Annotated in this window: 24 protein-coding genes; 10 read left to right on the top strand and 14 right to left on the bottom strand. The window is 70.5% G+C overall.

Annotation, left to right across the window (positions count from 1 at the left end):
* Positions 1-22 precede the first annotated feature (22 nt).
* Complete coding sequence (locus tag OIC96_RS02570; RefSeq protein ID WP_330310406.1) at positions 23-1,321, bottom strand: lectin; 1,299 nt, start codon at positions 1,319-1,321, stop codon at positions 23-25.
* Between the two features lie 295 nt (positions 1,322-1,616).
* Positions 1,617-3,344: a cholesterol oxidase substrate-binding domain-containing protein gene (locus OIC96_RS02565; RefSeq protein WP_330309524.1), complete on the bottom strand. Its 1,728-nt coding sequence runs from the start codon at positions 3,342-3,344 to the stop codon at positions 1,617-1,619.
* A gap of 183 nt (positions 3,345-3,527) precedes the next feature.
* Here OIC96_RS02565 and OIC96_RS02560 point away from each other — a divergent pair, with 183 nt between their 5' ends.
* On the top strand, positions 3,528-4,511 hold the full coding sequence (locus OIC96_RS02560) for an aldo/keto reductase (protein ID WP_330309525.1): 984 nt from the start codon (positions 3,528-3,530) through the stop codon (positions 4,509-4,511).
* A gap of 4 nt (positions 4,512-4,515) precedes the next feature.
* Here the strand turns inward: OIC96_RS02560 and OIC96_RS02555 are convergent, their stop codons facing one another.
* Together OIC96_RS02555 and OIC96_RS02550 are read right to left on the bottom strand one after the other, a co-directional pair.
* The gene (locus OIC96_RS02555) at positions 4,516-4,683 is read right to left on the bottom strand and encodes a hypothetical protein (protein WP_330309526.1); all 168 of its coding nucleotides are present in this window, start codon (positions 4,681-4,683) and stop codon (positions 4,516-4,518) included.
* Positions 4,684-5,235: 552 nt separating this feature from the next.
* Positions 5,236-6,006 (bottom strand): DUF2238 domain-containing protein, encoded by a 771-nt coding sequence (locus tag OIC96_RS02550; RefSeq protein ID WP_406502212.1) that lies wholly within the window; start codon positions 6,004-6,006, stop codon positions 5,236-5,238.
* Positions 6,007-6,157: 151 nt separating this feature from the next.
* On the opposite strand from OIC96_RS02550, the gene OIC96_RS02545 reads away from it, so the two are divergent.
* A complete protein-coding gene (locus OIC96_RS02545) occupies positions 6,158-6,880 on the top strand; it encodes a TetR/AcrR family transcriptional regulator (RefSeq protein ID WP_330309527.1) in 723 nt (240 codons plus the stop codon).
* A gap of 94 nt (positions 6,881-6,974) precedes the next feature.
* Positions 6,975-8,129: an FAD-dependent oxidoreductase gene (locus OIC96_RS02540; protein ID WP_330309528.1), complete on the top strand. Its 1,155-nt coding sequence runs from the start codon at positions 6,975-6,977 to the stop codon at positions 8,127-8,129.
* A gap of 79 nt (positions 8,130-8,208) precedes the next feature.
* Here the strand turns inward: OIC96_RS02540 and OIC96_RS02535 are convergent, their stop codons facing one another.
* Positions 8,209-9,237 carry a hypothetical protein gene (locus OIC96_RS02535; RefSeq protein WP_330309529.1) on the bottom strand — a complete coding sequence of 343 codons (1,029 nt, stop codon included), beginning with the start codon at positions 9,235-9,237 and terminating at the stop codon, positions 8,209-8,211.
* A 253-nt stretch (positions 9,238-9,490) separates the two neighbouring features.
* Here OIC96_RS02535 and tgmA point away from each other — a divergent pair, with 253 nt between their 5' ends.
* Together tgmA and tgmB are read left to right on the top strand one after the other, a co-directional pair.
* A complete protein-coding gene (gene tgmA / locus OIC96_RS02530) occupies positions 9,491-9,682 on the top strand; it encodes a putative ATP-grasp-modified RiPP (RefSeq protein ID WP_028804150.1) in 192 nt (63 codons plus the stop codon).
* 15 nt (positions 9,683-9,697) lie between these two features.
* Positions 9,698-10,651 (top strand): ATP-grasp ribosomal peptide maturase, encoded by a 954-nt coding sequence (gene tgmB, locus OIC96_RS02525; RefSeq protein WP_330309530.1) that lies wholly within the window; start codon positions 9,698-9,700, stop codon positions 10,649-10,651.
* Positions 10,652-10,681: 30 nt separating this feature from the next.
* Here tgmB and OIC96_RS02520 read toward each other — a convergent pair whose 3' ends face one another.
* Together OIC96_RS02520 and OIC96_RS02515 are read right to left on the bottom strand one after the other, a co-directional pair.
* Positions 10,682-12,313 carry a serine/threonine-protein kinase gene (locus OIC96_RS02520; protein ID WP_330309531.1) on the bottom strand — a complete coding sequence of 544 codons (1,632 nt, stop codon included), beginning with the start codon at positions 12,311-12,313 and terminating at the stop codon, positions 10,682-10,684.
* A gap of 165 nt (positions 12,314-12,478) precedes the next feature.
* Positions 12,479-13,684, bottom strand: a complete 1,206-nt coding sequence (locus OIC96_RS02515) for a 4-hydroxybenzoate 3-monooxygenase (protein WP_330309532.1) — start codon at positions 13,682-13,684, stop codon at positions 12,479-12,481.
* Positions 13,685-13,921: 237 nt separating this feature from the next.
* Here OIC96_RS02515 and OIC96_RS02510 point away from each other — a divergent pair, with 237 nt between their 5' ends.
* Together OIC96_RS02510 and OIC96_RS02505 are read left to right on the top strand one after the other, a co-directional pair.
* Positions 13,922-15,361, top strand: a complete 1,440-nt coding sequence (locus OIC96_RS02510; protein WP_330309533.1) for a serine hydrolase domain-containing protein — start codon at positions 13,922-13,924, stop codon at positions 15,359-15,361.
* A 156-nt stretch (positions 15,362-15,517) separates the two neighbouring features.
* Positions 15,518-15,985 (top strand): hypothetical protein, encoded by a 468-nt coding sequence (locus OIC96_RS02505; protein ID WP_330309534.1) that lies wholly within the window; start codon positions 15,518-15,520, stop codon positions 15,983-15,985.
* Between the two features lie 3 nt (positions 15,986-15,988).
* On the opposite strand, the gene OIC96_RS02500 is transcribed toward OIC96_RS02505, so the two are convergent.
* Together OIC96_RS02500 and OIC96_RS02495 are read right to left on the bottom strand one after the other, a co-directional pair.
* A complete protein-coding gene (locus OIC96_RS02500) occupies positions 15,989-16,255 on the bottom strand; it encodes a hypothetical protein (protein ID WP_330309535.1) in 267 nt (88 codons plus the stop codon).
* Between the two features lie 137 nt (positions 16,256-16,392).
* Complete coding sequence (locus tag OIC96_RS02495; RefSeq protein WP_330309536.1) at positions 16,393-16,608, bottom strand: hypothetical protein; 216 nt, start codon at positions 16,606-16,608, stop codon at positions 16,393-16,395.
* 358 nt (positions 16,609-16,966) lie between these two features.
* Between OIC96_RS02495 and OIC96_RS02490 the strand changes: the two genes are divergently transcribed.
* Genes OIC96_RS02490 through OIC96_RS02480 form a run of 3 tightly spaced genes read left to right on the top strand, consistent with a single transcriptional unit; the run spans position 16,967 to position 20,582 of the window.
* A complete protein-coding gene (locus tag OIC96_RS02490; protein ID WP_330309537.1) occupies positions 16,967-17,302 on the top strand; it encodes a hypothetical protein in 336 nt (111 codons plus the stop codon).
* Between the two features lie 17 nt (positions 17,303-17,319).
* Positions 17,320-20,034: an MGH1-like glycoside hydrolase domain-containing protein gene (locus OIC96_RS02485; protein WP_330309538.1), complete on the top strand. Its 2,715-nt coding sequence runs from the start codon at positions 17,320-17,322 to the stop codon at positions 20,032-20,034.
* Between the two features lie 56 nt (positions 20,035-20,090).
* The gene (locus tag OIC96_RS02480; protein WP_330309539.1) at positions 20,091-20,582 is read left to right on the top strand and encodes a VOC family protein; all 492 of its coding nucleotides are present in this window, start codon (positions 20,091-20,093) and stop codon (positions 20,580-20,582) included.
* A gap of 54 nt (positions 20,583-20,636) precedes the next feature.
* Here OIC96_RS02480 and OIC96_RS02475 read toward each other — a convergent pair whose 3' ends face one another.
* From OIC96_RS02475 to OIC96_RS02455, 5 genes are all read right to left on the bottom strand, one after another.
* The gene (locus OIC96_RS02475; RefSeq protein WP_330309540.1) at positions 20,637-21,596 is read right to left on the bottom strand and encodes a threonine/serine dehydratase; all 960 of its coding nucleotides are present in this window, start codon (positions 21,594-21,596) and stop codon (positions 20,637-20,639) included.
* A gap of 107 nt (positions 21,597-21,703) precedes the next feature.
* The gene (locus OIC96_RS02470) at positions 21,704-22,054 is read right to left on the bottom strand and encodes a UBP-type zinc finger domain-containing protein (protein WP_330309541.1); all 351 of its coding nucleotides are present in this window, start codon (positions 22,052-22,054) and stop codon (positions 21,704-21,706) included.
* A complete protein-coding gene (locus OIC96_RS02465; RefSeq protein ID WP_330309542.1) occupies positions 22,051-23,493 on the bottom strand; it encodes an ATP-binding protein in 1,443 nt (480 codons plus the stop codon). Before OIC96_RS02465 ends, OIC96_RS02470 begins: the two co-directional genes overlap by 4 nt.
* Positions 23,490-25,166 (bottom strand): FAD-dependent oxidoreductase, encoded by a 1,677-nt coding sequence (locus tag OIC96_RS02460; RefSeq protein WP_330309543.1) that lies wholly within the window; start codon positions 25,164-25,166, stop codon positions 23,490-23,492. Before OIC96_RS02460 ends, OIC96_RS02465 begins: the two co-directional genes overlap by 4 nt.
* A 121-nt stretch (positions 25,167-25,287) precedes the next feature.
* Positions 25,288-26,538: a DUF4032 domain-containing protein gene (locus OIC96_RS02455; RefSeq protein WP_330309544.1), complete on the bottom strand. Its 1,251-nt coding sequence runs from the start codon at positions 26,536-26,538 to the stop codon at positions 25,288-25,290.
* Positions 26,539-26,580 lie beyond the last annotated feature (42 nt).

The raw sequence follows: 26,580 nt of genomic DNA, 5'->3' as shown, positions 1-26,580 counted from the left end.
GGTGAAGGGCGGAGCGCGTCCGTCAGCCGGTGTACTGGGCGAAGATGCTGGTGAACTGCCAGTTGCTCTGGGCCACGCCCGAGCAGGTGTCGTCGTTCGGGTAGGCGCCCGGGCAGGGACGGTCACGGTTGGCCGACCAGAACGTCAGCCGCGCGAGGTGGTGCGTCTGCGCGTAGCCGAGGATGGTCTGGAAGTCGGCGGTGGTGACGGTCTCGTTGTTGTCGGTGATCCCGTTCATGGAGGAGATGCCCATGTCCCGGTACGCCTGGTCGTCGCTGTAGCCGTACGCGTTCTTCAGCGCGGTCTTGAGGCCCTCCGCGGCCCGCTGGGTGAGCGTGCCCATGTTCTGGCCCGCGCCGCCGAAGTCGAACGGCATGATCGTCCAGGCGTCCACGGTCAGCCCGGACGCCGCGGCCCGGTTGATGAGGCCGGTGTCGGGCCCGCTCTGCCCGGTGCCGATGGTGACGTACACCTTGATGCCCGGGTTGTTCGCCTTGATCGTCTTGAGCGCGTCCACGGTGCGCTGCTGCACCGTCGTGTTGCTGTAGGCGTCGGCCTCGATATCGATGTCAATGGCCTTGAGCCCGTAGGCGTTGATGACCTTCTGGTACGCGGCCGCCAGCTCCCCGGCGCTGGAGCAGGAGCTCTCCAGCTTGTTGCCGCTGTAGCCGCCGAACGAGGGGACGATGTCACCGCCGTTCGCCCGCACCGTGTTGACGGTCTGCTGGTCGACGCCGCCGGTCAGCGCGCGGCCGCCGTCCCACTGAGGGTTGCAGTAGCCGTTGCTGAGCACGAAGGCCAGCGTGAACCACTTGACGCCGGTGGCGTTCATGACGGTGGTGGGGCTGGGCGGGTTGCCCCAGCCGTTGTACAGGTACGGGGCGACGGCCATCGGCGCGGAGGGGGTCGTGCCCCCGTCCGCGGCGGGCGCGGTCCACTTCTGGTTGGCGGCGCCGGTGCAGCTCCAGATCTGGATGGGTGTGGCGTTGGCCGAGGTGTTCCCCGTGACGTCGGCGCACTTGTTGGCCTGCGGATTGACGATGTCGCGAGCCGAGGTGACCGTCCACTTCTGGTTGGCGCCGCCCGAACAGTCCCACAGCTGGAGCCTGGCCCCGTCCGCGGTCGAATTGCCGGTGACGTCAAGGCACTTGCCGAGCGCCCGTATCGTCCCGTCGGAGCCGACCGTCCACTGCTGGGCGGCGGTGCCGTTGCAGTCGTAGAGCTGTACGGCCGTGCCGTTCGCGGAGTTCGCCCCGGCCACGTCGAGGCACTTGCCCGCGAGACCGGTGATCGTGCCGGTGGCGGCGGAGGCCGGCGTCATGCTCAGAGCGCTTGCCGAGAGAGCGAGTACGGCGGTGGTGAGAGTGCCGCGCCATGCGGTGGAACGCGCAAGGGAATGTCTGGCCATCAGAGGGATCACAGCCCTTCACAGGTGGCTGGTGGGGGGTCCACGCGAGTTCACGTCCGTGAACAACAAGTGCATTCATGGGACGCTGGTGATCGGTGAACCTAAAGGTCTGAACCAGACACGTCAAGATGTGAAGCAGTAACACCCTTCAAATGCTCCATCGGTACAAGGAGTTGAAGGCATGATCCCGTGGCGCGGCTCTCTCGTCTCAGGCGAACAGCCTCCCGAGCAGGGTGTTGTCGTACACCCGATGCGGATCGAGCCGCTCCAGGACCGCGGCCGTCTCTCCCCAGTCCGGACCCACGCCGTCGTCGAACGTGCCGGGCACCTTGGTGCCCAGGACCTCCGTGTCGGTCCAGGCGGCCTCGTCCGTGTAGCCCCAGCCCTTGGACCACTCGACACGCGTGAGCGCGAACCCGCCGTCGTACGTCGTGAGCAGGAAGCGCTCCAACTCCCGGTAGAACGCCTCCGCGTCGGGAGTGCCCGGCAGGGTGAGCACGTCCAGCCAGACGGCCGTGTCCCACTCGGGGTGGTCGGCGCGGGGCCGCAGCGCTGACAGCAGGGGGGCGCGGGCGCCGGACGACTCGACGTCGGAGGGGTCGTCGAGTCCGGTCACCCGGATCTCGACCTGGCCGTTGACGGGATAGCTCCCACGGAGGGCGTAGGCGGCCAGTTGTTCCTGGAAGTAGGCGGTGAACTCGGAGACGACACGCTGCACTTCGGCCCGCGAGGTCAGCACCGCGTAGCCGTTGGCGGTCACCCGCAGGGTGGTGGGCTTGATGTAGAGCAGCGTGTTCTTGGACGGCCCCCAGATGTCCGCCGACAACGTGGCCGTCAGCCCCAGAGTGGCCGCGGTGAGCTGCGCGGTGCCCAGGGCCGGAGCCAGGTACCAGGCCGCGTCGGACACCATTCGCCCGGCGAGATCGGCCACGGCCGTGGGGATGTTGTCGGAGAAGGGATAGTTGTACGGCGCGGTCACGCGGCGCGAGGTGAGCGGCCGGGTGGGGGCGACGCTCCACACCTTCAGCCAGGGGAATTCGGTGAACGCGAACCAGATCGCCTCGGCCCGCCCGGACTCGTCGAGGAAGCTTGCGAAGGTACGGCCGTCACCGCCCGGCGCGGCGAACAGTTCGGTGGCGGGGATGTCGACGCGGCTGACGCAGCGCAGATTGGTGTTCACGCCCACCCGCAGCACGACCTCGGTGATGAGGGCGCGGCCCAGATGCGTGAGGAGCGCCGCGCCGTCCGCGTCGGCACGGTCGTAGGTGCGCAGCACATAGGCGTCCGAGTCGGCGTCCCAGACCACCGCCGTCAGCGACAGCACGAGATTGCTGAGCGAGCCGTAGGTGTGCCCGGGCAGCCGGCTCTCGCCGTCGGCCGGTACGGCGGTGCCGTGCGCGTCGATGGCCAGCGCGCCGCCGAGCGTCAGGTCGCCCGGCGCGGGTGTCGCCGTGAGACCCAGGCCGTGGTCCTCCAGGAAGCCGAGCAGCGCTTCGAGGGTCACGCCGGCGCCGGCTCGTACGGCGGCGGGCTCCGTCGACTCCAGTGACACACCGGTCAGCCGGGTGGCCGTGTCGACCAGCAGCACGGGGGCGTCCGCCCCGGTCCCGGCGGGGATCGTCAGCGGCGACCAGCCGTGCGAGCAGCCCCGCGCGCGGACCGTCCAGCCCTGCTGCCAGGCCCAGTTGACGACCTGCACGACCTGGTCCGCGTCGCGTGGAGCGCAGGCCCACAGTCCGTCCGCGGTGATCTCTCCGACCCAGTTGCGGTACGCCGACCGGTAGACGTCGACGCCCTCGGGGAACCCGGGCAGATCGGCCGCCGCGGCACTGCCCGCCACCACGATCGGTGGCCCGGCGAGGAGCGCGGCGGCGCTCAGCAGAAACCCACGGCGCGACCAGGCGGGTCGCCCTTCACTTCTTAGAGGGGCGGTCATGTGCTGCACGCTAGGCGGCAGTTGACACGAATCAACCTTTCGTCGAAGCGCTTCACCCATACGAGTGACAAACCCTCACAGGGAGCTCTTTGCAGACGCACAGACAAGACCGGGGGAACGGCGCCCGGCACCGGGCGGCGGGTGGCGTCCTGTGCGACGGCGGGGAAGTGTCAGACTGACGGCATGGACGAGCGCGAATTCGGCAGGTCAGGTCAGCATGCTTCGGTCATCGGTCTCGGCACCTGGCAGTTGGGCGCCGACTGGGGCGATGTGAGCGATCGGGACGCCCTGGCGGTGCTGGAGGCGGCGGCCGAGTCGGGGGTGACCTTCTTCGACACGGCGGACGTGTACGGCGACGGGCGGAGCGAGGAGACGATCGCCACGTTTCTGCGCGGCCGGCCGGACCTGCATGTCCTGGTCGCGACCAAGATGGGCCGCCGCGTCGACCAGATCCCGGAGAACTACGTCCTCGACAACTTCCGTGCCTGGAACGATCGTTCCCGCCGGAACCTGGGCGTCGACCGCATCGACCTGGTGCAGCTGCACTGCCCGCCCACGCCCGTCTACTCCTCCGACGAGGTGTTCGACGCCCTCGACACCCTGGTCGAGGAGGAGCGGATCGCCGCGTACGGCGTGAGCGTCGAGACGTGCGACGAGGCCCTGACCGCGATCGCCCGCCCGAACGTGGCGAGCGTCCAGATCATCCTCAACCCCTTCCGTATGAAGCCCCTGCGCCAGGTGCTCCCGGCGGCCCAGGAGGCGGGCGTCGGCATCATCGCCCGCGTCCCGCTGGCCTCGGGCCTGCTCTCCGGCAAGTACACCAAGGACACGGTCTTCGCGGAGAACGACCACCGCACGTACAACCGCCACGGAGAGTCCTTCGACCAGGGCGAGACCTTCTCCGGGGTCGACTTCGTGACGGGCGTGGAGGCGGCGGCCGAGTTCTCCGCCCTCGCCCCGGAGGACAGCACCCCGGCCCAGCTCGCGCTGTGCTGGATCACCAGGCAGCCCGGCGTGACCACGGTGATCCCGGGCGCCCGCTCACCCGAGCAGGCCCGCGCCAACGCGGCGGCCGCGAAGCTGCCCGAGCTGTCGCAGAAGACGCTGGACGCGATCGACGACCTGTACGAGCGGCGGATCAAGGAGCAGGTGGAGGGCCGCTGGTAGGCGTTCACAGCGCGGCGAGTGCCTGTTCGGCGCGGTCGAGCGCGTCGTGGACCTCGGCGTCCGTCAGGTTCCCCATCGTCCAGGGCAGGTACTGGACGGGGATCTGCAGCGCGGCCCACCGGTAGCCGAGTTCGGCCGAGTGCGCGCCGTACGGCGGGATGGGTGGCGGCACGGCTGATCAGCGTGTCCGCGCGGGTGAAGGTGCCCGCGGGATGGCGGCCGCGATGTCGGCCCACCTGCGGGAGGACCCAGTGGTGGCACAGCCGCTGCCACCACTGGGGAGTCACGCGGGGTATGGCGCCCGGTATGTTCGCCGCGCCGTGGAAGTGGGCGTGCAGCCGGGCCGGCGAACCGAAGAGGTTGGCGGGTACCGGCGTGTCCCGGTCGGGCAGGGGCGTTCCCGGGAAGAACGGGGTGATGAGCCACACTCCCTCCGCGTCCTCGCCGAAGGCGATCAACTCCGGGACGGCGGTCGCGGCCGGCCGGAGTACCTGAGCCGCCCGCAGCCCGGCCGTCTCGTGCGGGAAGGCGCGCTTGCGCACGACCTGGATGTCCTGGGCGCGCCCGCCGCCGGCACCCGGGACATCGACCACGTGCAGGGTGAACCGCTCGACCAGGCCGGAGACCGCGCCGCCGGTCAGCGGATGAGTGGTGAACCGCTCGACGCGCCCTCCTCCTGTCGTCTCGGCCACCCACGCCGACAGTGCGGGCAGCGCGGGCCCGGTCACCGAATGGGCCCCGCCGCACGCGGCGAGCTCTCGGCCACGGGCCCGGGGACGCGTACCGGCCGCTGGACGGGAACACCCACCGGTCCGAGCCGTTCCGTCCCCACGCCGCCGAGCGCCGCAAGCTGCCGGTCGTGCAGGCGGCTGAGAAGAAGGACGGAGACGGTGGCCCCGATCAGGGCGCAGAACATGTCCCACTGGGTGTCCCACACATCGCCCTGGGTGGCGAGGAAGGCGTCCGCGGAGTGGCCGCCGATCACCGCGGCCGCCCACTCGAACATCTCGAAGACCGCGCTGAAGGCGAGACAGGCGCACACGGTCAGCGGCGCCAGCCAGCGGCTGCCGCGCAGCGGTGAGGTCCGGCTGAGCAACTCCCGTACCAGGACGGCGGGTACGAAGCCCTGCATGAGGTGTCCGAACCGGTCGTAGGGATTGCGGTCGAGTCCCAGCCCGTCCCGCACCCAGTCGCCCAACGGCACCTGCGCGTAGGTGTAGTGGCCGCCCACGGCGAGCACCAGCGCGTGCGCCGCGAGCAGACAGCACAGCAGATTGGTGAGCGGGAACCGCCGTCGGCTCAGGACGACCAGCGGCAGGCCCACCAGCACCCACACCGTCTCCAGCAGCCATGTCGTCGGGTCGTGCGGATGCCAGGCGGAGAGCGCCATGCCCGCGATCACGATGACGAGGAGTGCGGTCGGGAGCGTCCGGTGCGGGACGCGATCCCCGGATGCGGGGTGGCGGGCGGGCGGGGCGAGGCCAGGTCCGGGCATGGGAAGGGCTCCTTGGTCCAGGTGGCCCCATCGTGCTGGAGCGCGGGAACGAGGACATGAGTACGGCTACTCACCCGGGGAGCGTGCAGATTTTCACGAACACGTTCGTGGCGTACTTGTTCGTAACGAACATGTTCGTTACCTTGGAGGAGTGACAGCACACCCCACTCCCCGCCCCAGCCGTCGCGAACGCCCGGCGAAACCGGCCCTGACCAGGGACGGCATCATCGAGACCGCCGTCGCGCTCATGCGGGCCGAAGGCCTCCAGCGCGTCACCATGCGCCGCCTGGCGCAGGAGCTCGACACCGGTCCGGCTTCGCTCTACGTCTACGTACGCAACACCGCCGAACTGCACGCGGCGGTGCTCGACGACCTGCTCGGTGCCGTCGACCTGAGCCCGGCCGGGGCGAGCGGCGACTGGCGCGATCGGCTCGTACGGGTGCTCGGCTCCTATACGGACGTTCTCTTCGAGCATCCGGGCCTCGCCCGCTCCGCGCTGGTGGCCCGCCCGTCAGGCGAGCGCTATCTGAACCTGCTCGAAGCGTTGCTGTCCCTGCTGAGCGAGGGCGGTGTCCCCGACGCGCGGGCGGCATGGGCGGTCGACCTGCTGCTGCAGTTCGCCACCGCGACCGCCGCCGAGCACGCGGCGGGGGAGAAGGACCCCACGGACGCCGAGGGCGAGTGGGCGGAGCTCGCCGCCGCGCTGCGCGGGGTTTCCGGGCACCGGCACCCGCACATCGCCGCGCTGGGCACCGAACTGCTCTCCGGCCCCGGCGAGGCCCGCCTGAACTGGGGCTTCCACGTCCTGATCAACGGCGTCCTGCACACGCCCAGGCCGGAGGCACCCGGGCCGGACACACCCGGGACGTCTTGATGGACGCCCCGGCCGCCGCCAACCCTCGACCGTTATCGATCCATATATGGATCCACATATCGATCCGTATGTCGATCCACAAGGAGAATCTGCCATGTCGACACCTCCCCACCACCCCATAGCCGTGATCGGCGCCGGTCTCGGCGGACTCACGCTCGCCCGCGTACTGCGTCTGAACGGCATCGAGGCCGCCGTCTTCGACCTCGACGCCTCACCGACCGCCCGTACCCAGGGCGGCATGCTGGACATGCACGAGGACTCCGGCCAGGCCGCACTGCGGGCCGCCGGGCTCTACGAGGAGTTCCGCGCGGTCATCCACACCGGCGGCGAGGCCATGCGCATCCTCGACAAGGACGCCACCGTCCGGATGGAGGACGACGGCGACGGCGGCACGCGCCCCGAGGTCTCCCGGGGCGCCCTGCGCGACCTCCTGCTGGGCTCCCTGCCCGAGGGCGCCGTCCGCTGGGGCGCCAAGGTCACCGGCACACGGACGCTCGACGCCGGCCGTCACGAGGTGACGCTCGCCGACGGGGAGACGTTCACCGCCGATGTGCTGATCGGTGCCGACGGCGCCTGGTCGAAGGTGCGGCCCCTGGTCTCGGACGCCACCCCGGTCTACTGCGGGATCTCCTTCGTCGAGGTGCACCTCCTCGACGCCGACACCCGCCACCCCGAGAGCGCCGCCGTCGTCGGCGGAGGCATGCTGTTCGCGCTCGGTGAGGAGAGGGGCTTCCTCGCCCACCGCGACCCCGACGGCTCGCTGCACGTCTACGCCGCCCTGAGGACGCCCGCCGACTGGGCCACCGCCGGCGCCATTGACTTCGCCGACACGGAAGCGGCCAAGGAGAGCGTCCTGGACTACTTCGACGGCTGGGACAAGCGTCTGCGGTCGCTCATCGCCGACGCCGACGGCGCGCTCGTCGCCCGGCCGATCCACGCGCTGCCCGTCGGCCACCGATGGGACCGCACCCCCGGCGTCACCCTGCTCGGCGACGCCGCCCACCTGATGTCCCCGTTCGCGGGCGAGGGCGCCAACCTCGCCATGCTCGACGCCGCCGAGCTCGCGACGGCGATCGCCGCCCACCCCGACGACGTGGAAAAGGCCCTGGCCGAGTACGAGGGCGCACTCTTCCCGCGCGCCGAGGAGGCGGCGACCGGTTCCGCGGTCAACCTCGACATCTGCTTCAGTACGGACGCCCCGCAGAGCCTGGTCGACGTGATGGCCGGCTACCGCGCCGAGTCCGCCTGAGGGAGGGCGGCCGTGCGGCGGCACGAGGCGGCGGGTGTGTGTGCACCGCCCACCGCCGAGGAGGGCGCGCCGCCCCTGGTCACTGCTGGGGAGCCGCCCCGCGCAGCGCCGCGATGGCGGAGCCGATCGCCTGCTGGAGGTCCTCCAGACGCTGCACCATGTCGTCCTCGTAGATGTCGTCGGCGTCGTCGAAGGTCAGCTCCTCGAAGACCTTCGTGGCCTTCTGGAGGCTGTTGTAGAACTTCGTCCGCCGTTCCTGGACGCGCAGTTCGGGGTCGGCCTCGACGGTCTCGACGACGAGGTGCTTCATGGTGTCGTACGCCTCCGTCGCCCACTCACCCGAGTCCTCGCCCTCGTCCAGCTCGTCGAGCAGGGACAGATGGCGCTCGGCCTCGGAGCGGAGCCCGGCCGGAGCGTCCAGGGTCTGCCCGGCAGGCGTCCTGATCTGACCCTTCTCCGCGATCTGGCGCACATAGCCGATGCGGTCGGCCGCCCTGCTCTCGGTGGCGACCGCCTTCTTCAGTTCGTCGGTGCGGGCGATGTCCCGGGCCAACTCGGCCTGCAGCGCCGGGTCCTCCTTCACCCGGTCGAGCAGTGCGTGCCGCGCGGCCTGGGCGGTGGAGGGGTCGGCGAGGATCGCGGCGCGCAGTGCGGTCGGGTTCTCGGCGACCTCCAGAGCCTTCGTGGGACGAATGCCCTCGGCCTCCGCGGCCTGAGTGATGGCGGTGCCGCGCTCCGAGGCGGCGCTGGAGCGTGAGACGTAGTAGGTGTGCCACACCTCGGCGTCCGGAAGCTCGATGTCCGCACCGGGGACCAGGAGTTCGAAGTGCGGGACGAGACCGTCGTCGGCGGCCCGGTCCCACGCCTTGTAGTACCGCATCACACGCTCGGGCGAGCATCCGGCCAGCTCGGCGAACTCCTTCGCGGACACCTTCGGCGTCTCGTCGGCGGACTGCCCGCCGGGACGCACACTGCGCGCCACCTTCAGCGCGAAGGCCCAGCCGCCGGTCCGCGCGTAGGCCCCGAAGTCGCGTGCGTCCCTCGCGACGGGGTCCAACACGCCCTGGCGCGCGGTGGATTCTTCGGATGGAGCGATGGCTACGGTCACCGGGAACTCTCCTGGGATGGTGCGGCGTTCATGTCACTGAGGGCGAAGCGTTGGCCGAAGGTCTGGTCGGAATCAGACAGAAAAACGAGTGGACCGGAACCAAGCGGACACCCCAGTAAACCGGAAACGAGCAAGCGGGAAACGACGCGATGTGATGACCTTCACCCCGATGTGGCGGAAAGTGATGAATTCCTTACGGTCATGACACGTACGGGTGGGCGTCGAGCATCGTGAGACCGCGGGAGGATCTTTCGTGCGACCGTTCACTCTCAACTACGCCTTGCCTACGGGGCAGTCGGCCGCAGTACCCCCGTACCACTTCGATGTGTCCCTGCAATTGAACGTGCTGCCCGATGGCCGCCCGGCCGTCAGCGACCGCGCGCTGCTGATGGCCACCGGCACCACGACGTCCACGGCCGGCTCCCAGACGCATTTCGACGACTGACGGCCGCCCGCGCACATGACTGTCCTCATTCTCACGGCCGAGCAGGACGTCACCGCCGACATGGTGGTGGCCAAACTGCATGAGCGGGGCGTGCCGATGGTGCGCCTCGACCCCGCCGATCTGCCGGGCAAGGCGGTGCTGTCCGCCGACTACGCCCATGGTGACTTCGACGGCTATCTGTCGGTCAACGGCCATGTGCTCAGCATGGGCGGCCTGCGATCCGTGTGGGTGCGGCGGCCGGGCGAGCCGGCCGCCCACGCCGCCGAGCCCTCGCCATGGCTCACCGCCGAGACCCGGCAGGCCCTGTTCGGCATGCTCTACTCCGCGTCGACCCGCTGGATGAACCACCCACGCCGGGCCGAGCAGGCCCGGCACAAGCCCTGGCAGCTGCGGGTCGCCCACAGCAGCGGCTTCGCGGTGCCGCCCACCATCATCACGACCGCTCCGCGGGTGGCCCAGCAGTTCGTCGAGGAGTACCGGGACGTCGTGGTCAAATCGGCCTCGGGGCCTCCGCCCGGCGAACCGACGGCCGCCCTGCCCACCACCCTGATCGGACCCGGCGCGGACTTCTCGGGCGTCGCGGCCGGTCCGGCGCTCCTCCAGCAGTACATTCCCAAACGCGCCGACATCCGGCTGACCGGCATCGGCAGCCGCCTGTTCGCCGCCCGGAAGGCCGCCGTGCCCGGACAGATCGACGGACGGTTCGGCGACACCGGACACGGCTGGGAGATCACCGCGGTGCCCGACCGCATCGCCCGCGCGGTCCATGACTACCTCGTCTACACCGGACTCGCGTACGCGGCCTTCGACTTCGCCGAGGACGAGGACGGCGTCTGGTGGTTCCTGGAAGGCAATCAGGGAGGCCAGTTCGGCTTCATCGAGCTGGAGACCGGACAGCCCATCGCCGAGGAGGTCGCCCTGTGGCTGTCGCAGCGAACACCCGAACTCCGCGTCCGCGAGAGGCATTGAGGCCGGCATCCACCGGCGGGCGGCCCGGCATCACCGCGAAGCCGGCTGAAAGGACTGGAAGAAGACGTCCAGCGCCCGCCGGTTGGCGGAGGTGTTCCAGTCGTCGGCCGGGGTCGTCCAGCGCAGGGAGAACCCCCGGTGGTCCCCGATGAGGAAGCCCCGGCCGTACGTGTGCTCGCGGACCCCCTGGGACGCGGACAGCCACTCCATGTCGGCACCCTTGTGGCCGAGATAGTTCACGGCGCGGATGTCACCCACCCGCTCGTAGCCGGTGGACTCGCTGCGCAGGGACGGCTCCAGCGCGCTCCAGACCGCGACGGGGTCCGGTCCCAGTTGCGTGCTGTAGGTGACGGCCAGCGTGCGCGGGTCACCGCTCGCGCCGAAGGTCACTCGGTAGGACCCGTCGGCGGAGCTCGTGGTCCGGACGGGTGTCCAGCCCTTGGGCAGGTCGACGGAGAAGCCTTGGGGAGCCTTGTAGCGGAAGAAGCCGGACGGCACCTTCTCGCCGACGGTGAACGAGGGGGAGGGGGAGGGGGAGGGAGAGGAGGACGGGGAGGCCGTGGGCGACACCGACGGAGTCCGCTGGGGGAGCGTGCCGGGGTCGGTGGGGCCGGCGGACGGGCTGCCGGAAGCGGTCCGTCCCGGAGCCGCGCCGGATGCGGACGTGTCACCGTCGGGCAGTCCGCCCGCCGCGGTGAGCACGGCGAAACAGACGACGGTGACGGCCAGCGCCCCGCCCAGCACGACCGGCCGGCTCACGTGCCGCCCGCCCCAGGTCCGTCCCGCGCGCCGGGCGGCGACATCGATGTCCTGGAAGGGCGGCAGCGGCTCCGTGGGCGTCGCATTGTCGAGGTCGTCCTTGAGGATGCGCGTCAAGGCCTCGCGTACGACCGGCTCGGGCACCCGTTCCAGGGGATCCCAGCGCAGCAGACCCTGAATGGCGGGTCCGAGCGGTCCGGCGTTCAGCGGGGCCCGGATGGGCAGCCGGTCCACGGCGCGGAGCGTGGCGTCGAGCCGTCCCCGGTCCCGGATCGGCGGCCGGCCCTCGACCATCGCGTACATGATCGCGCCCAGCGCCCACAGGTCCGCCGCCGGTCCGGTGCCCTCGCCGCGGGCCTGCTCCGGTGAGGCGTACGACGGCGCGGTGACGCGTGGCGAGGAGGTGGCCCCCATGAGGCCGAATCCGCTCACGAGGACCGCGCCCCGCTCGTCCACGGACACCTGGCCGGGGCTGAGATCGCCGTGCGTCACCCCCGCGAGATGGGCGGCCGCGAGGACATCGAGGAGGCCGAGCCCGATGCGGGCCGCCCGGACGTAGTTCACGGGACCGCGCCCGAGAAGCTCGGTCAGCGGGGCGCCCGGGGGCCGCTCCGTGACCGTCCAGACGGCGTCGTCGTCCTCGATCACGTCGAGGACGGTGGCCACGCGGCCGGGGCAGACCAGCGCCAGACGCTCGGACGCGCGCAGGATCCGGGCCGCGGTACCGCGTTCCGCCTCCTCGCGCCGACGCTCCGGGAGCCGCGACCGGATCAGGGAGACCGGCCGCTCGACGCCGACATCCTGACCGAGCCAGCCGTCGCGGCCCTCTTCCCGATGGACGACTTCGGACAGCCGGTATCTTCCGGCGACCAACTCGCCCGTGGGGTCCTGCACCTTGACCATGGTCATCCCTCGCTGCGCACCGGGCTCTCACCTTTCCCGGAAGTACGGAGGGTGTGACGTTGTGTGTTCAACGTGCGGCGGTTCCAGGGGCCTGTTTTTCCTCGGCTCCGTCGCCGTCGCCCAGGAGTGCGAAAGGTTCAGGCCAGCGGTCCACGGTGGTTCACCTCACGGTGCCCTGCCTATGTAGGAGTCCGCGAAGGTGGCCGCCGCGGCGGGTGAGCCGAGGATCCGCCGCAGCCGCGCGATCGCGGACCCCGCCCGGTAGGGATCGCCCGACGAGGGCCCGTGCAGCAACTCCGCGAACCACTGGGAGAATTCCTGGTACTCCCACACACGCCGCAGACAGGCCGCCGAGTAGTCGCGCAGCCCGCTGCCGTCACCCGTCCCGAAGTAGGCGACGAGGGCGTCCGCCAGGAGCAGCGCGTCGTACAGCGCCAGGTTCATGCCCTTCGCGGCGATCGGCGCCACGAGGTGGGCGGAGTCGCCGGCCAGGAACAGCCGCCCGTACCTCATCGGCTCCACGACATAACTGTGCATGTCGAGCACCCGCTTCTCGATCAGCCGTCCCTCGGTGAGCGGTGGGGCACCCGTCACCGACAGCCGGGCGTGGAGCTCCGACCACACCCGTTCGTACGGCCAGTTCTCCGGGTCCTCGCCCGGCGTCACCTCCAGGTAGTAGCGGGTGACCTGGGGGCTGCGGGCCATGTGCGCGGCGAATCCGCGCGGATGGACACCGAAGACGACACAGTCGGAGGACGGTGGGGCCTCGGCGAGCAGCGCCAGCCAGCCGACGCCGTAGTCGTACCGGGCCGTCGAGCCGCGCTCCGGCGGCACATAGGTGCGGGTCACTCCGCGCGCGCCGTCGCAGCCGGCGATCACCTCGCACTCGATGCGCCGGCGTTCACCCGTCACCGGGTCCGTGTACAGCACCGAGGGCTGGTCGCCGTCGATGGCGTGCAGGGCCACGTCCCGTACGTCGAACCGGATGTCGCCGCCCCGCACGTCGGCGTACTCACGCACCAGATCGGTCACCAGCAGCGGCTGCGGATAGACGAAATGGCGGTCCCCGGTCAGTTCGGCGTACCCGAACCGGTGACGTTCGCCGTCGATCCGGAACTCGCACTCGCTGTGCGGCTGCCCCCGCTCGCCCAGCCCGTCGGCCAGCCCACGCTCCCGCAGCGCGCGTACCGCCCACTCCTCGATGAACCCCGCCCGGGGCCGCTGTTCGATGAACTCCCGGCTCTCGGTCTCCAGGACCACGCAGTCGACGGACGCGGCGCGCAGGATGTTGCCGAGGGTGAGACCGGCCGGTCCCGCGCCGACGATGACGACGGGGACGCGCTGTACGGGTGTGGGGGAGGGGATGATCACCCGAGCATTATGGCGGTGCTCCGTCAACACCTGACATCCGCCCGTGTGCTGACGTCCAGTCGGCGCGCACGCCCGCGTGCACCACCACTTCACTCCCGCCGAGCCCCCATGGACGCGCGGCAGCCCGAACGGGAAGGATGGTGCATGCACATGGTGTCCGTCCGTCGCGTCACGGCCACGGCCCGAGCGCCGCCGGTACCACCGCACGCCACCCCGAGCCGCCCGGAGGCCGCCCGTATGAGCGCACGTTCCCTGCCCGCCAGCTCGCCCGGCGAACAGGGCGTCGACGCGTCGGGCGTTCACGCGTTCCTCGATGCCGTCGAGGCCGCCCCGGACATCGAACCGCACAGCCTGATGATCCTGCGCCATGGCCACGTCGTGGCCTCCGGCTGGTGGGCGCCGTACACCCCCGAGGGCCTCCAGCTGCTCTACTCGCTGAGCAAGAGCTTCACGTCCACCGCCGCGGGATTCGCCGCCGCCGAGGGGCTGTTGCGTCTCGACGACCCCGTGATCTCGTACTTCCCCGAGTTCGAGGCCGACATCACCGACCCGCGCAGCCGCGCCATGCGCGTACGGCATGTCGCGTCGATGGCCAGCGGTCATCTCGCCGAGACCTACGCCGAGGCGTTCCGGCTCGACCGGAAGGAGGCCGTACGCGGATTCCTGCTGATCCCGCCGGACCGCGACCCCGGCACCGTGTTCGCGTACAACAACCCCGCCACGTACACGCTCGCCACGATCGTGCAGCGCGTGACCGGCCAGTCGCTGACGGCGTATCTGCGGCCCCGGCTGTTCGACCCCCTCGGCATCGGCGAGACCGCCTGGCAGCAGCGCCCGGCCGGACGCGACCTCGGCTTCAGCGGCCTGCACGCCGCGACCGACGCGATCGCCCGGCTCGGCCAGCTGTATCTGCGGGACGGCGTCTGGGAGGGCCGGCGGCTGCTCGCGTCCTCGTGGATCGCGGAGGCCACCCGCGCGCACATCTCCAACGCCGACGGTACGGCCGAGGGGGCGCTGTCGGACTGGCAGCAAGGGTACGGATTCCAGTTCTGGAGGTCCCGGCACGGATACCGGGGCGACGGGGCCTATGGGCAGTTCTGTGTCGTCCTGCCCGAGCACGACGCGGTGATCGCGACCACCGCGGCCACCGAGCAGATGCAGGACCTCCTGAACCTGGTGTGGCGTCACCTGCTGCCCGCGTTCACTGCCGCTCCGCTGCCGGGCAGGGAGGACGACGGGCTGCGGCGACGTCTCGCCGGGCTCGCCCTCCCGCCGGTCAAGGCGCATCAGGAGCCCCCGGCGCGCGGCGACGCCTGGGCGGGCGCCGAGTTCCTTCCGGAGGGCGGCGTCTGTGCGGCTCAGCGGACACTGACGGGAGTGACGGTCGCGGCGGGCGACCAGGGCTGGCGGGTGTCGCTGGCCGAGGGGGACGGGCGTCTGGACCTGCGGCTCGGTGAAGCCGACTGGACCGTCGACCCGGGGCCGGTTCCCACGGCGGTGAGCGGGGGCTGGACCGACCCGGAGACCCTGCACGTCGACGTGCTGTTCCTGGAGACCCCGCACCGCCTGACGGTGACCTGCTCGCTCCCGGACCGTACCTTCACGGCGCGGTGGCACACGACCCCGCTGCACGGCGGCCGACTGCGCTCACTCCACGCTCCGCGGCACGTGCCGTAACGGCCGCCGGAAAACGCCAGACCGCGCCACCCCTTCCGCCGCCTAGAAATATCTACCAACATGCATATGCCTAGGGGGTGATGGGCAATCGCAGTCCCCCGCCGGCCGTGTCTTTCTCCGCGCCTGTCGCGGAGTGGAATATCCCAGGGGTGGGCGATGACGAACGCGATGTGGATGCAGAGTGTGGAGTGGCTCGCCGCGGCCGCCACGAACCCCCGGGCGTGCAAACGGGAGTGGGACCGGGGGAGCGGGGGTGTGCTCCTGGAGGCCGGGCGCTTCTGGGACGTGCTCAGCGTTCCCGAACAACTGGGTCTGCTCGCCCTGGACATCCTGTGGTGCGATCCGCTTCAGGTGCCGGGGCCCACGCTGGTGGACTGCGCGGCCCATCGCGTCGGCTTCTTCCTGCCGCCCGATCCGGCCAGCCGCTGGGTGGGGTCAGGACTGCGCCACCTCGGCAGGGGCTCATGGGTCGCCGTGCCGCCGCCGTACCGGTCCGCGGGGTTCCTGGAGTGGATCATCCCTCCGGACGGGACGGGCGCTCTGCATCCCGCCGTCCCGTTGGAGCTGGCGCTGCGTCAGGCCAATGGAACACTGGCCGTCCTGGCGCCGCTCAGCGCGGAGTAGTCCTCACCAGCCGGGGAGGCCACGGGGCACGGGCACCGCCGGCACGGGTTCGTCTTCGTGGGTCTCCGGAGCCGGTGCGGCGAAGGAAGCCCACAGCACCTCACGGACATCACGACGCTCCGGAACCCCACGTCCCTTGGCCCGCCACTCCACGACGAGCTGCGCGTAGATCGGGGGATGGCTCCGGTAGTCGTTGGTCAGTTCGGCGAACGGGCCGCCCGTGATCGCGCGGCCCGGGACGGGTCGCAGTGCTGTGTGAGTGCTGTCCATGCCGGGGCAACGTCTCCGTGCGCGCCGGTGGTACGTGTGGGGGCCGCCGCCCACCAGGTCGAGTGAGCGCGCCCCCCCGATCGGAGTAAAGCGGTCGCCCCGCGGCCGTCCCCGTCGGTGGCCCGCCCGCCTCGCTACTATGCGGCACCGTAGTAGTGGGCCTGCCCCCCGCGCCACTTCACCCATGCCGGATCGTCCAGGAGATCCTCCGCGTCCGGCAGCCCCGCCCGGCCCAGGAACTCGAGCAGATCCTCGTCGGAGAACGCCACGCCGAGGTTCTCGCCCCGTGCGGTCACCTGGCGACCGCCGGTGCCGAGCGATGGATGAACGATCAAAGGAGCCCGTCCGGACATGTCTCCAGCATCGTCCTGAGCGCGGCAACGCGCATCCGGACGGGTAACCGCTCGGCAGGAGCCTCCTTTCCTCCCGGACGAGGAACGCCGGATTCCGCGTCCTTTCCGGCATGTCCTCAAGGCGAGCGGCGCGGAGAAAGGGCGCTGAAGAGCCGCCGCCCGACCGATGGGCAGGCGCCCGGGTCCGGGGGATGCTGGGTGGGTTCACGCAACGGCGGGCCCGGCCCCGCGTTCCTCGCGCCGGGCCCCGAACTCGGCGTGTTCCCTCGGAGAGGCGGGAAGCCCATGAGTTCCTCCGGCACACCGCATTCCCTCCCGGCGGGGGAGCGGGCCCCCGGATCCCGACGCGTACCCCGGCGTGCTGGGCCTCCTCGCCCGTGGCGCCTGGCAGCGGCAGGTGGCCATGGGCGTGGTCACGCTCGCACTGGGCGCACCGACCCTGGCCCGGCCCGGCGCCACTGTGCTGGTGGGCGGCGTGCTGTTCGGGATCTATTCGCTGGTCTGCTTCCGCGGCGCGGCCCAGTCGATCCTGCTGCCGGCCCTGTGGATCGGCTTCGGCCGGCTGATCCACGGATCCATGACGACGGCGGGGGCGATCTCCGCGGAGGACCTGCCGACCCGCGGCCGGCAGGCCGCCCTCGGCGTGCTGGAGATCGCGCACGGCCTCCAGGTGCGCACGCACCTCGTCAACTGACCTGAACCGGGGGAGAGATGGACGAACGCACCGAGAGCGCCGAGCGTCGGCGGCTGGCCGACGCGGACGGCTCCGGGGTGCCCTGGCGCCGCTGGGGCCCCTATCTGAGCGAGCGTCAGTGGGGCACCGTCCGGGAGGACTACAGCCCGGACGGCGACGCCTGGTCGCACTTCACCCACGACCAGGCACGCTCCCGCGCCTACCGCTGGGGCGAGGACGGCATCGCCGGCATCAGCGACGACCAGCAGCGGCTCTGCTTCGCCGTGGCACTGTGGAACGGCCGTGACCCGATCCTCAAGGAGCGCATGTTCGGCCTGACCAACGCCGAGGGAAACCACGGCGAGGACGTCAAGGAGTACTACTTCCACCTGGACAACACGCCCACCCACGCCTACATGAAGTACCTCTACAAGTACCCGCAGGCGGCATACCCGTACGAGGACCTCGTCACCACCAACGGCAAACGCGGCCGCCACGAGGGCGAGTACGAACTCCTCGACACGGGAGTCTTCGACGACGACCGCTACTTCGACGTGTACATCGAGTACGCCAAGGCAGGCCCGGAAGACCTGCTCATCCAGATCACCGCGCACAACCGCGGCCCCGACGAGGCGACCCTGCACGTGCTGCCCACCCTGTGGTTCCGGCACACCTGGTCCTGGGCCGGCGGCACCGCCGTACCGAGCCTGCGGCAGGAACCGGGCGGCCGGATCCGCGCCGAGCACGAAGAAATCGGGCGGCGATGGCTCCACGGCGCCACCGGCACCCCGGCCCTCTTCACCGAGAACGACACCAACGACGAGCGCGTCTTCGGCGGCCCCAACCCCTCCCCGTACGTCAAGGACGGCATCGACCGCTGCGTCGTCCACGGCGAGAGCGCGGCCGTCAACCCCGAACGGACCGGGACCAAGGCGGCCGTCCATCACGTCCTGTCCATTCCCGGCGGGAGCAGTACCACCGTGCGTCTGCGCCTGAGCGACACCGAACTCGCCGACTGGGAAGCCGAGTTCGACGGCATCATGGACCGACGCAGGGCCGAGGCCGACGAGTTCTACGACGAGCTCGGCGCCCCCGGGATGAAGGACGACGAACGCCTCGTCGTACGGCAGGCGTTGGCCGGCATGCTGTGGAGCAAGCAGTACTACGCGTACGACGTCGAACGCTGGCTCGCGGGCCATGGCGTCGACCCGCTCGACGCCGACCCCACGGTCCGCAACAGCGGCTGGTACCACATGGTGGGCGGCGACATCCTGTCGATGCCGGACACCTGGGAGTATCCGTGGTTCGCCGCCTGGGACCTGGCCTTCCACACCATCGCCCTGTCCATGGTCGACATCGCCTTCGCCAAAGGGCAGTTGGACCTGCTGCTGCGCCGCCTGTATCTGCATCCCAACGGGCAGATCCCGGCGTACGAATGGAACTTCGGCGACGTCAATCCACCCGTGCACGCCTGGGCGACCCTCTTCGTCTACGAGCTGGAGAAACAGCGCACAGGCCGCGGTGACCGCGTGTTCCTGGAGAACGCCTTCCAGAAGCTGATGAAGAACTTCACCTGGTGGCTCAACCGCAAGGACCCCGACGGCAACAGCGTCTTCCAGGGCGGTTTCCTCGGCCTCGACAACATCGGTGTCTTCGACCGCAGCGCGCCCCTGCCCACCGGCGGCACCCTCGACCAGGCCGACGGCACCGCCTGGATGGCGCTGTACTGCCAGAACTTGCTGGAGATCGCCATCGAGCTGGCGCTCGACAACCCCGTCTACGTCGAGCAGGCGCAGGCCCTCTTCGAGCACTTCGCGTGGATCGCCGTCGCCATGAACCGGATCGGCGCCGCCAACGACAGCCTCTGGGACGAGGAGGACGGCTTCTTCTACGACCTGCTGCGGCTGCCCGACGGGACCGCGACCTGGCTCAAGGTGCGCTCCCTCGTCGGCCTGATCCCGCTCGCCGCCACCACCGTCATCGGCGACTGGGCCGATCAGCGATTCCCCCAACTGATCGCGGGGGCCCGCGAGTTCATCGAACGCCACCCGGCCGTGGAGGCGGTCGTCGCCTCCCACCGGCCCTTCGACGACAGCGCGGGCGGACGGCACCTGTTCGCACTGTTCGGGGAGGACCGGCTGCGCCGGGTCCTGTCCAGGATGCTGGACGAGGAGGAGTTCCTCGGCCCGTACGGCATCCGCTCGCTCTCACGCCACCACGCCCTGCACCCGTACACGTTCGACCTGCACGGCGAAGTCCACCAGGTCGCCTATCTGCCCGCCGAGTCCGACTCCGGGATGTTCGGCGGGAACTCCAACTGGCGCGGACCGGTCTGGTTCCCCATCAACCTGCTGATCGTCCGTGCCCTGCTGAACCTGTACGCCTACCACGGTGACCGCTTCACCATCGAGTGCCCCACGGGCTCCGGCCACGAGATGAACCTGTACGAGGTCGCCCGCGAGATCTCCACCCGGCTCACGGACACCTTCCTCGCGGACGACACCGGCCGCCGCCCGGTGCACGGAGCACAGCACAGGTTCCAGACGGACCCGCACTGGCAGAACCTGCCGCTGTTCTACGAGTACTTCCACGGCGACAACGGCGCAGGCATCGGCGCGAGCCACCAGACAGGCTGGACGGGTCTCGTCGCGGTCACCGCCACCCTCTTCCACCTGGTCGACCCCGGGCAATGGCCGACACGTAGCCGCGACGGCCTGCGAATGTCGCCGGATCAGGAGGAACCACTGTCCTGAAGTGGTTGGATTACATACCAACCGTGTCACTACTTCCCTACTTGAGGAGATTCCCGATGGGTGCGGTGGACCTTGCAGCGATCGAGGCGGAACGTCAGCGGATCCGGGACGCGTATCTGCACCAGGAGAGGCCGGCGAGCTCCGCCCGCGGAGTGCACCATGTCGCGCTGCTCTCCTCGGACGTCGAGCGGACCGTGCGGTTCTACCAGGGAATCCTGGGGTTCCCCCTCACGGAGATGATCGAGAACCGCGACTACAAGGGCTCGACCCACTTCTTCTTCGACCTCGGCAACAACAATATGCTCGCCTTCTTCGACTTCCCCGGACTCGACCTCGGCCCGTACGCGGAGGTGCTCGGCGGCCTGCACCACCTGGCCATCTCGGTCGACCCCACCACCTGGCGGGGGCTGCGCGACCGGCTCGACGCCGCCGGGGTCGAGTACATGGAGGAGAGCGGCACATCCCTCTACTTCCGGGACCCCGACGGCGCCCGCGTCGAACTGCTCGCCGAACCGCTCGGCGAGATGTACGGCAGGTCGGTGCGCTGACGGCGCGGCTCCTGGCCGACGCCGGCCGGGCGCACACCAGGAGCCGACGCACGCTCAGCGCAGATCGAAACGCTCCGCCCAGTTCATGACGTCCCGGGTGGTCGCGTTGCCCCCGCACAGCACCAGCCCGATCCGGGCCCCGTCACCCACGCGCTCCAGCACCCGCCGGGCCGCGGGCAGCAGACAGCCCGCGGCCGGCTCGGCCCACACCTTGGCGTGGTCGGCGAGATCGAGGGTGCCCCGTACGGCCTCGCGGTCCGGGACCACCAGTACCTCGTCGACCAGGGCGGACACATGGTCGTACGTCAGCCGCGAAACGGCCGGCGCGCTGAGTGTGGTCACGATCGAGGACAGCGCCACCGGCACCGGACCGCCCGCGGCCAGCGCCTCCGACATGGCCTGCGCGCCTTCCGTCTCCACACCCCAGATCCGCACCCCGGGCCGTAGCGCGCGCAGGGCCGCGGCGACACCGGAGATCAGGCCGCCGCCCCCGATGCTGACCAGCACATCGGTGAACTCGCCCGCGTCCTCGGCGAACTCCAGGCCGACGGTGCCCTGCCCGGCGATCACCAGCGGATCGTCGAACGGGTGGACGAGCGTCAGCCCCTCGGCCCGCAACCGCGCCATGAGCGCGAACGCTCCGTCCATGTCATCGGTCAGCCGCAGTGAGGCGCCGGCCGACTCCACGATCTCGGCAGCACGGGCCGACGCCGACCGCGGCATCACCACGGTCGCCTTCACATCCAGGGCCGCGGCCATCACCGCGAGCGCGATCCCGTGGTTGCCGCCGCTCACCGCCACCACACCCGCCGCACGCTCGGCCTCGCTCAGCGCGAGCAGCCTCGCCGTCGCACCCCGCGCCTTGAACGACCCGGTGCGCTGCAGCAGTTCCAGCTTCACGGTGACCGGCACGCCCAGCAGCGAGGACAGCCCCGGACTCGTCACCGTCGGCGTCCGCACGACATGAGCGCCGATCCGCTCGGCCACGGTCCGGATCTCCGGAATGCCGATCAAGGCAGCCGACCCTTGCAAATCTTCCAAATCTTCCAGCCCTTGCGGCCCTTCCAACCCTTTCCCATCCTTTCCGTCCACAACTGCCGTCGCGAGAAGGACAGTTCCCCTCAGCGCAGTGTCTCGGCCCAGTTCGCGGGGACCCGTCCGGCGGGCCCGGGTGTGGGCTGGTCGGCCGGGTGGCTCACCGGGGGAGCGAGGTCGGGCCCGGACTCGTACAGCTCGGAGGTGTCGTAGTTCCAGAACCAGCTCTCGCCCGGTTCGAAGCTGCGGATGACGGGATGCCCGGTGCTCTGCGCATGCGCGGTGGCGTGCTTGGACGGTGAGTCGTCGCAACAGCCGATGTGACCGCACTGGGCGCAGCGCCGCAGGTGGAACCACCAGCCACCGGCGGCGTCGCACTCGGTACAGCCGGTGCCGCTCGGCGGAACGGCGGGGTCGATTCCGGTCGGCGCGGTCATGACGACTCCTCGGAGGTGTCCGTGGCGGTCAGTGGAAGACGTACCTGGAAACGCGTGTCACCCGGCACGGACTGCACCTGGAGGCTCCCGTGGTGCTTGTTGACGACGATCCGCCACGAGATGTCCAGGCCGAGCCCGGTGCCCTCACCCACCGGCTTGGTGGTGAAGAACGGGTCGAAGATGCGGCCCTGGATCTCCGCGGGCACCCCGGGACCGGTGTCGCGGAACTCGACGATCAGGTGGTCGTGGTCGAGCGCGGTGCGCACCGTGAGCACACCCTCCCCGGCCATCGCCGAGACGGCGTTGTCGATGAGATTCGTCCACACCTGGTTCAACTCGCCCGGATAGGCGGGGATGTTGGGCAGCGCCCGGTCGTACTCCTTGACGACCGAGATCCCGGAGCCGATCTTCCCGGCGAGCATCATCAGTGTGCTGTCGAGCAGTTCGTGCACATCGGCGACCTGGTAGGGCGCGCGGTCCAGCTGCGAGTACTGCTTGGCCGCGTTCACCAGGTTCGAGACGCGGGTCGTGGAGTCCTCGATCTCGTTCATGAGGAGCTCGGTCTCCACCGTGTAGTTGAGCCAGCGGATCGCGCCTTCGAGCGTCTCCTCGTCGACGGCCCCCGCGATCTGGTCCAGCCAGTCCGTGTCCAGCCCCGCCTGCACGAACGTCGGCGCGAGCTGCCAGCCGCCAGCGATGCCGTGGTCGTCCAGCCAGTCGGCGAGCGCGTCCTCCCGGTCGGAGGCCTCCAGCGGGCTGAGCGGGGTGGCCTTGGCGACCTGTTCGGCCGTACGTTCCTGGAGCTCGACCAGGGTCTCCATGGCGTCGCGCGCGTACCGGCCCGACGCGATCATGCCGAGCTTGTGGCGCATCCCCGCCACCCGGTCCCGCAGCGCGGACGTGGCCCGCACCGCCGCGGCGGCGGGGTTGTTGAGCTCGTGTGTCAGCCCGGCGGACAGCGAGCCGAGCGCCAGCAGCCGCTCGCGCTGCCCGATCATCCGCTGGGTGTTCTGGCTGCCGAAGAACATCCCCTCCAGCAGATGCACCGCCATCGGGAACCAGTCGCGCAGGATCGAGGCGAACGTCTCGGCGGGCAGAATGAAGAAGCGGGACGGCTCGGTGACCCGCGCGGAACCCTTGTAGCTCGCCTGGCCCGATCCGGGGAGATAGGCCTGCATGGCGCCCGCGTACACCCCGCGCTGCGAGGTGCGGCTGATCTCCACCTCGTCGCCGCCGACCCGGCGCGACATCACGATCGTGCCGTTGAGGAGCACGAAGAAGCAGGTGGCCGGTTCGCCCTCCTGATAGATGTATCCGGGCTCGAACAGCTCCACCCGGCCCTCCCGGCACAGCCGTTCGAGCTGCTCCGTGTTCAGCTTCTCGAACAGGAACAGCGTGCCGAGCTCCGCCATGTCGCAGGGCATCGGCCGCCCGCTCATGACTGCTCCAGATAACGGTGGACGAGCATCACGGCCATGGCTCCCTCTCCGACGGCGGAGGCGACACGCTTGGCGGACTCGGCGCGCGCGTCCCCGGCCACGAACACGCCGGGCACATTGGTCTCCAGGTGATACGGCGGCCGGTCCAGCTCCCAGCCCGCGGGCGGCTGCCCGTCGGGGGTCATGTCCGGGCCGGTCATGATGAATCCGCGCGTGTCTCTGAGCACGGTCCCCTCCAGCCAGTCGGTGAGCGGGGCCGCGCCGATGAACACGAACATCCATTGCGCGTCGACGAGTTCGGTGTGCCCGCTCGCCACATCGCGCAGGGTGAGCTGCTCCAGATGGTCCGTGCCGTGCGCCGCCTCGACGACCGTACCGGTGCGCACGCTGATGTTGGGCGCGTCGCCGATCTGCTGGATCAGATAGTGCGACATCGACGCGGACAGGGACGAACCCCGGACCAGGATGGTGACGGACTTGGCGCCCCGCGCCAGGTACATGGCGGCCTGCCCGGCCGAGTTCGCCCCGCCCACGATGTACACGTCGTGGCCCTGGCAGGCGGCCGCCTCGGTCAGCGCCGACCCGTAGAAGACCCCGCATCCCGTCAGATCGGCCAGACCTGGAGCCTCCAGCTGCCGGTACGACACACCCGTCGCCAGGATCACCGAGTGCGCGGAGATCGCGGAACCGTCGGAGAAGTGGATGGTGCGCGACGCGCCCGTGACCTCGAGACGGGTCACCTCGCGCGCGGTGAGGATCTCGGCGCCGAACTTCGCCGCCTGCCGCCGCGCCCGGTCGGTGAGCTGCGCCCCGGACACACCGTCGGGGAAGCCGAGATAGTTCTCGATGCGTGAGCTCTGCCCCGCCTGTCCACCGGTCGCCTGGCGCTCCACGAGAACGGTCCGCAGCCCCTCGGACGCGCCGTACACGGCCGCTCCGAGCCCCGCCGGACCGCCGCCGATGACGACGAGGTCGTAGAACTCCTCCGTCGGCGTCGTCGCCAGCCCCACCCGCGCCGCGAGATCCGGGTCCTCGGGCTCCACCAGCGGCGTACCGTCCGGGGTGATCACCAGCGGCAGCCGCTCACCGTCCTGCCCGGCGGCGGCCAGCAGCCGCAGCCCCTCCGGTGTGTCGGACGAGTACCAGCGGTAGGGCACCTGGTTGCGGGCCAGGAACTCCCGTACGCCCGAGGAACGCGCCGACCACCGGTGCCCGACCACCTTGCAGGTCGCCACGGGCCGGTAGTCGCTGGCCCGCCACGCGTCCAGCAGATCGTCCACGACCGGATACAGCTTCTCCTCCGGCGGATCCCACGGCTTGAGCAGGTAGTGGTCCAGATCGATCACATTGATCGCGTCGATCGCCGCGTTCGTGTCCGCGTACGCGGTCAGCAGCACCCGCCGCGCGCCCGGATACACGTCGAGGGCCTGCTCCAGGAACTCGATGCCGTTCATCTGGGGCATCCGGTAGTCCGCGAGGATCACCGCCACCTGGTCACCGCGCAGCTTCAGCTCCCGCAGCGCGTCCAGGGCGGTCTCCCCGGACTCGGCGCGCACGATCCGGTGCGCCTCGCCGTAGCGGCGTCGCAGGTCGCGGGCGACGGCGCGCGACACTCCGGGATCGTCATCGACGGTCAGAATGACGGTCCGCGCTGGACTGGCGGCCTGTGCCATACGTCTCCCACCCCGAGCAGGTCAGTTTCGTTCCGGCCGCACGGACGCATTCGGGCTCCGCTCGGCCGGTACAGGCCCAATCGTATGTACGATCGGTCGCTTTTGCTCAGAAACCGGCTTCTCAGGCGGGCGACGCGGGGGCGTCCGCCCGGGGCGGCAGGGTGTCACGGACCTTGGGCAGGATGGTCGTGACGTAGTCCTCGACGGCCGTGTCCAGGCCGATGTCGTGCTGGGCCTGCTCGGACAGGAACCAGCGGTGTTCGAGGAGCTCGTGGTAGACCTCGGCCGGGTCCATGGACCCGCGCAGGTCCAGCGGCACGGCCCGGACGGTCGGCCGGAACACGTCCCGCACCCAGCGGTGGGCGAGGACCTCCGGGCGGGCGGCGAGGGGGTCGCCCGGCGCGTAGTCGTCCTGGGTGGCCATCCAGCTCTCCAGGTCGTTCAGGAGCCGGCGTGCCTGGTTCTCCTCGGTGTCGAGCCCGGTCAGCCGCAGCAGCTGACGCTGATGGTGGCCCGCGTCGACGACCTTGGGGACGAAGGTGACGGTGTCGCCGTTGGCGGAGTGCGCTATCTGCATCTCGGCGACATCGAAACCGAGGTCGTTGAGGCGGCGTATCCGGCGGTCGATGTAGTGGTACTTGCCCGCCGGATACACCGACGTACGGGTCAGCTCCTCCCACAGGCCCCGGTAGCGCGCGCAGATCTCCATGCCGAACTCGATCGGGTCCACCGAGGGGTGCAGGGCTCCGGCCGCCTCCAGGTCCAGCAGTTCCCCGCTGATGTTGACCCGGGCGAGATCGAGATCGTACTCGCGCTGTCCGCTGCTGAGCTGAGGGTGCAGGTCCCCGGTCTCGGCGTCCACCAGATACGCCGCGTACGCCCCGGCGTCACGCCGGAACAGCGTGTTCGACAGCGAGCAGTCGCCCCAGGCGAACCCCGCCAGATGCAGCCGCACGAGCAGCACCGCGAGCGCGTCCATCAGCCGGTGCATGGTGGCGGGCCGCATCGTCGTCTCGAACATCGACCGGTACGGCATCGAGCCGCCCAGATGCCGGGTGATCAGTACGGGCTCCAGCGGCTCGCCCGTGCCGTCGGTGCGCCCGGTCACCACGGCGAGCGGATCGACCGCCGGGATGCCGATCCGGTCCAGGCTGCGCAGCAGCTCGTACTCGCGCACCGCGGGCCGCTCGGCGAGCTCCTTGACGGCCACCACCTCGTCCCCGGCGCGCGCGTAGCGCACTACATGCCGGGAGATGCCGCGCGGCAGCGGCACCAGGTAGTGCTCGGGCCACTCCTCCAGGGGCAGCTGCCAGGGCAGTTCGAGCAGGAGCGCGGGATGCTCCGGGTTGGTGGCGCTGATCTGCAAAGCCATCGCTGGGCTGCCCTCACCTCAGGGTCGAACGGTGTCGGGCTC

It is taken from the genome of Streptomyces sp. NBC_00775, from assembly GCF_036347135.1.
Taxonomy (GTDB): domain Bacteria; phylum Actinomycetota; class Actinomycetes; order Streptomycetales; family Streptomycetaceae; genus Streptomyces; species Streptomyces lutosisoli.
This window is presented reverse-complemented; position numbering and strand designations above follow the sequence as displayed.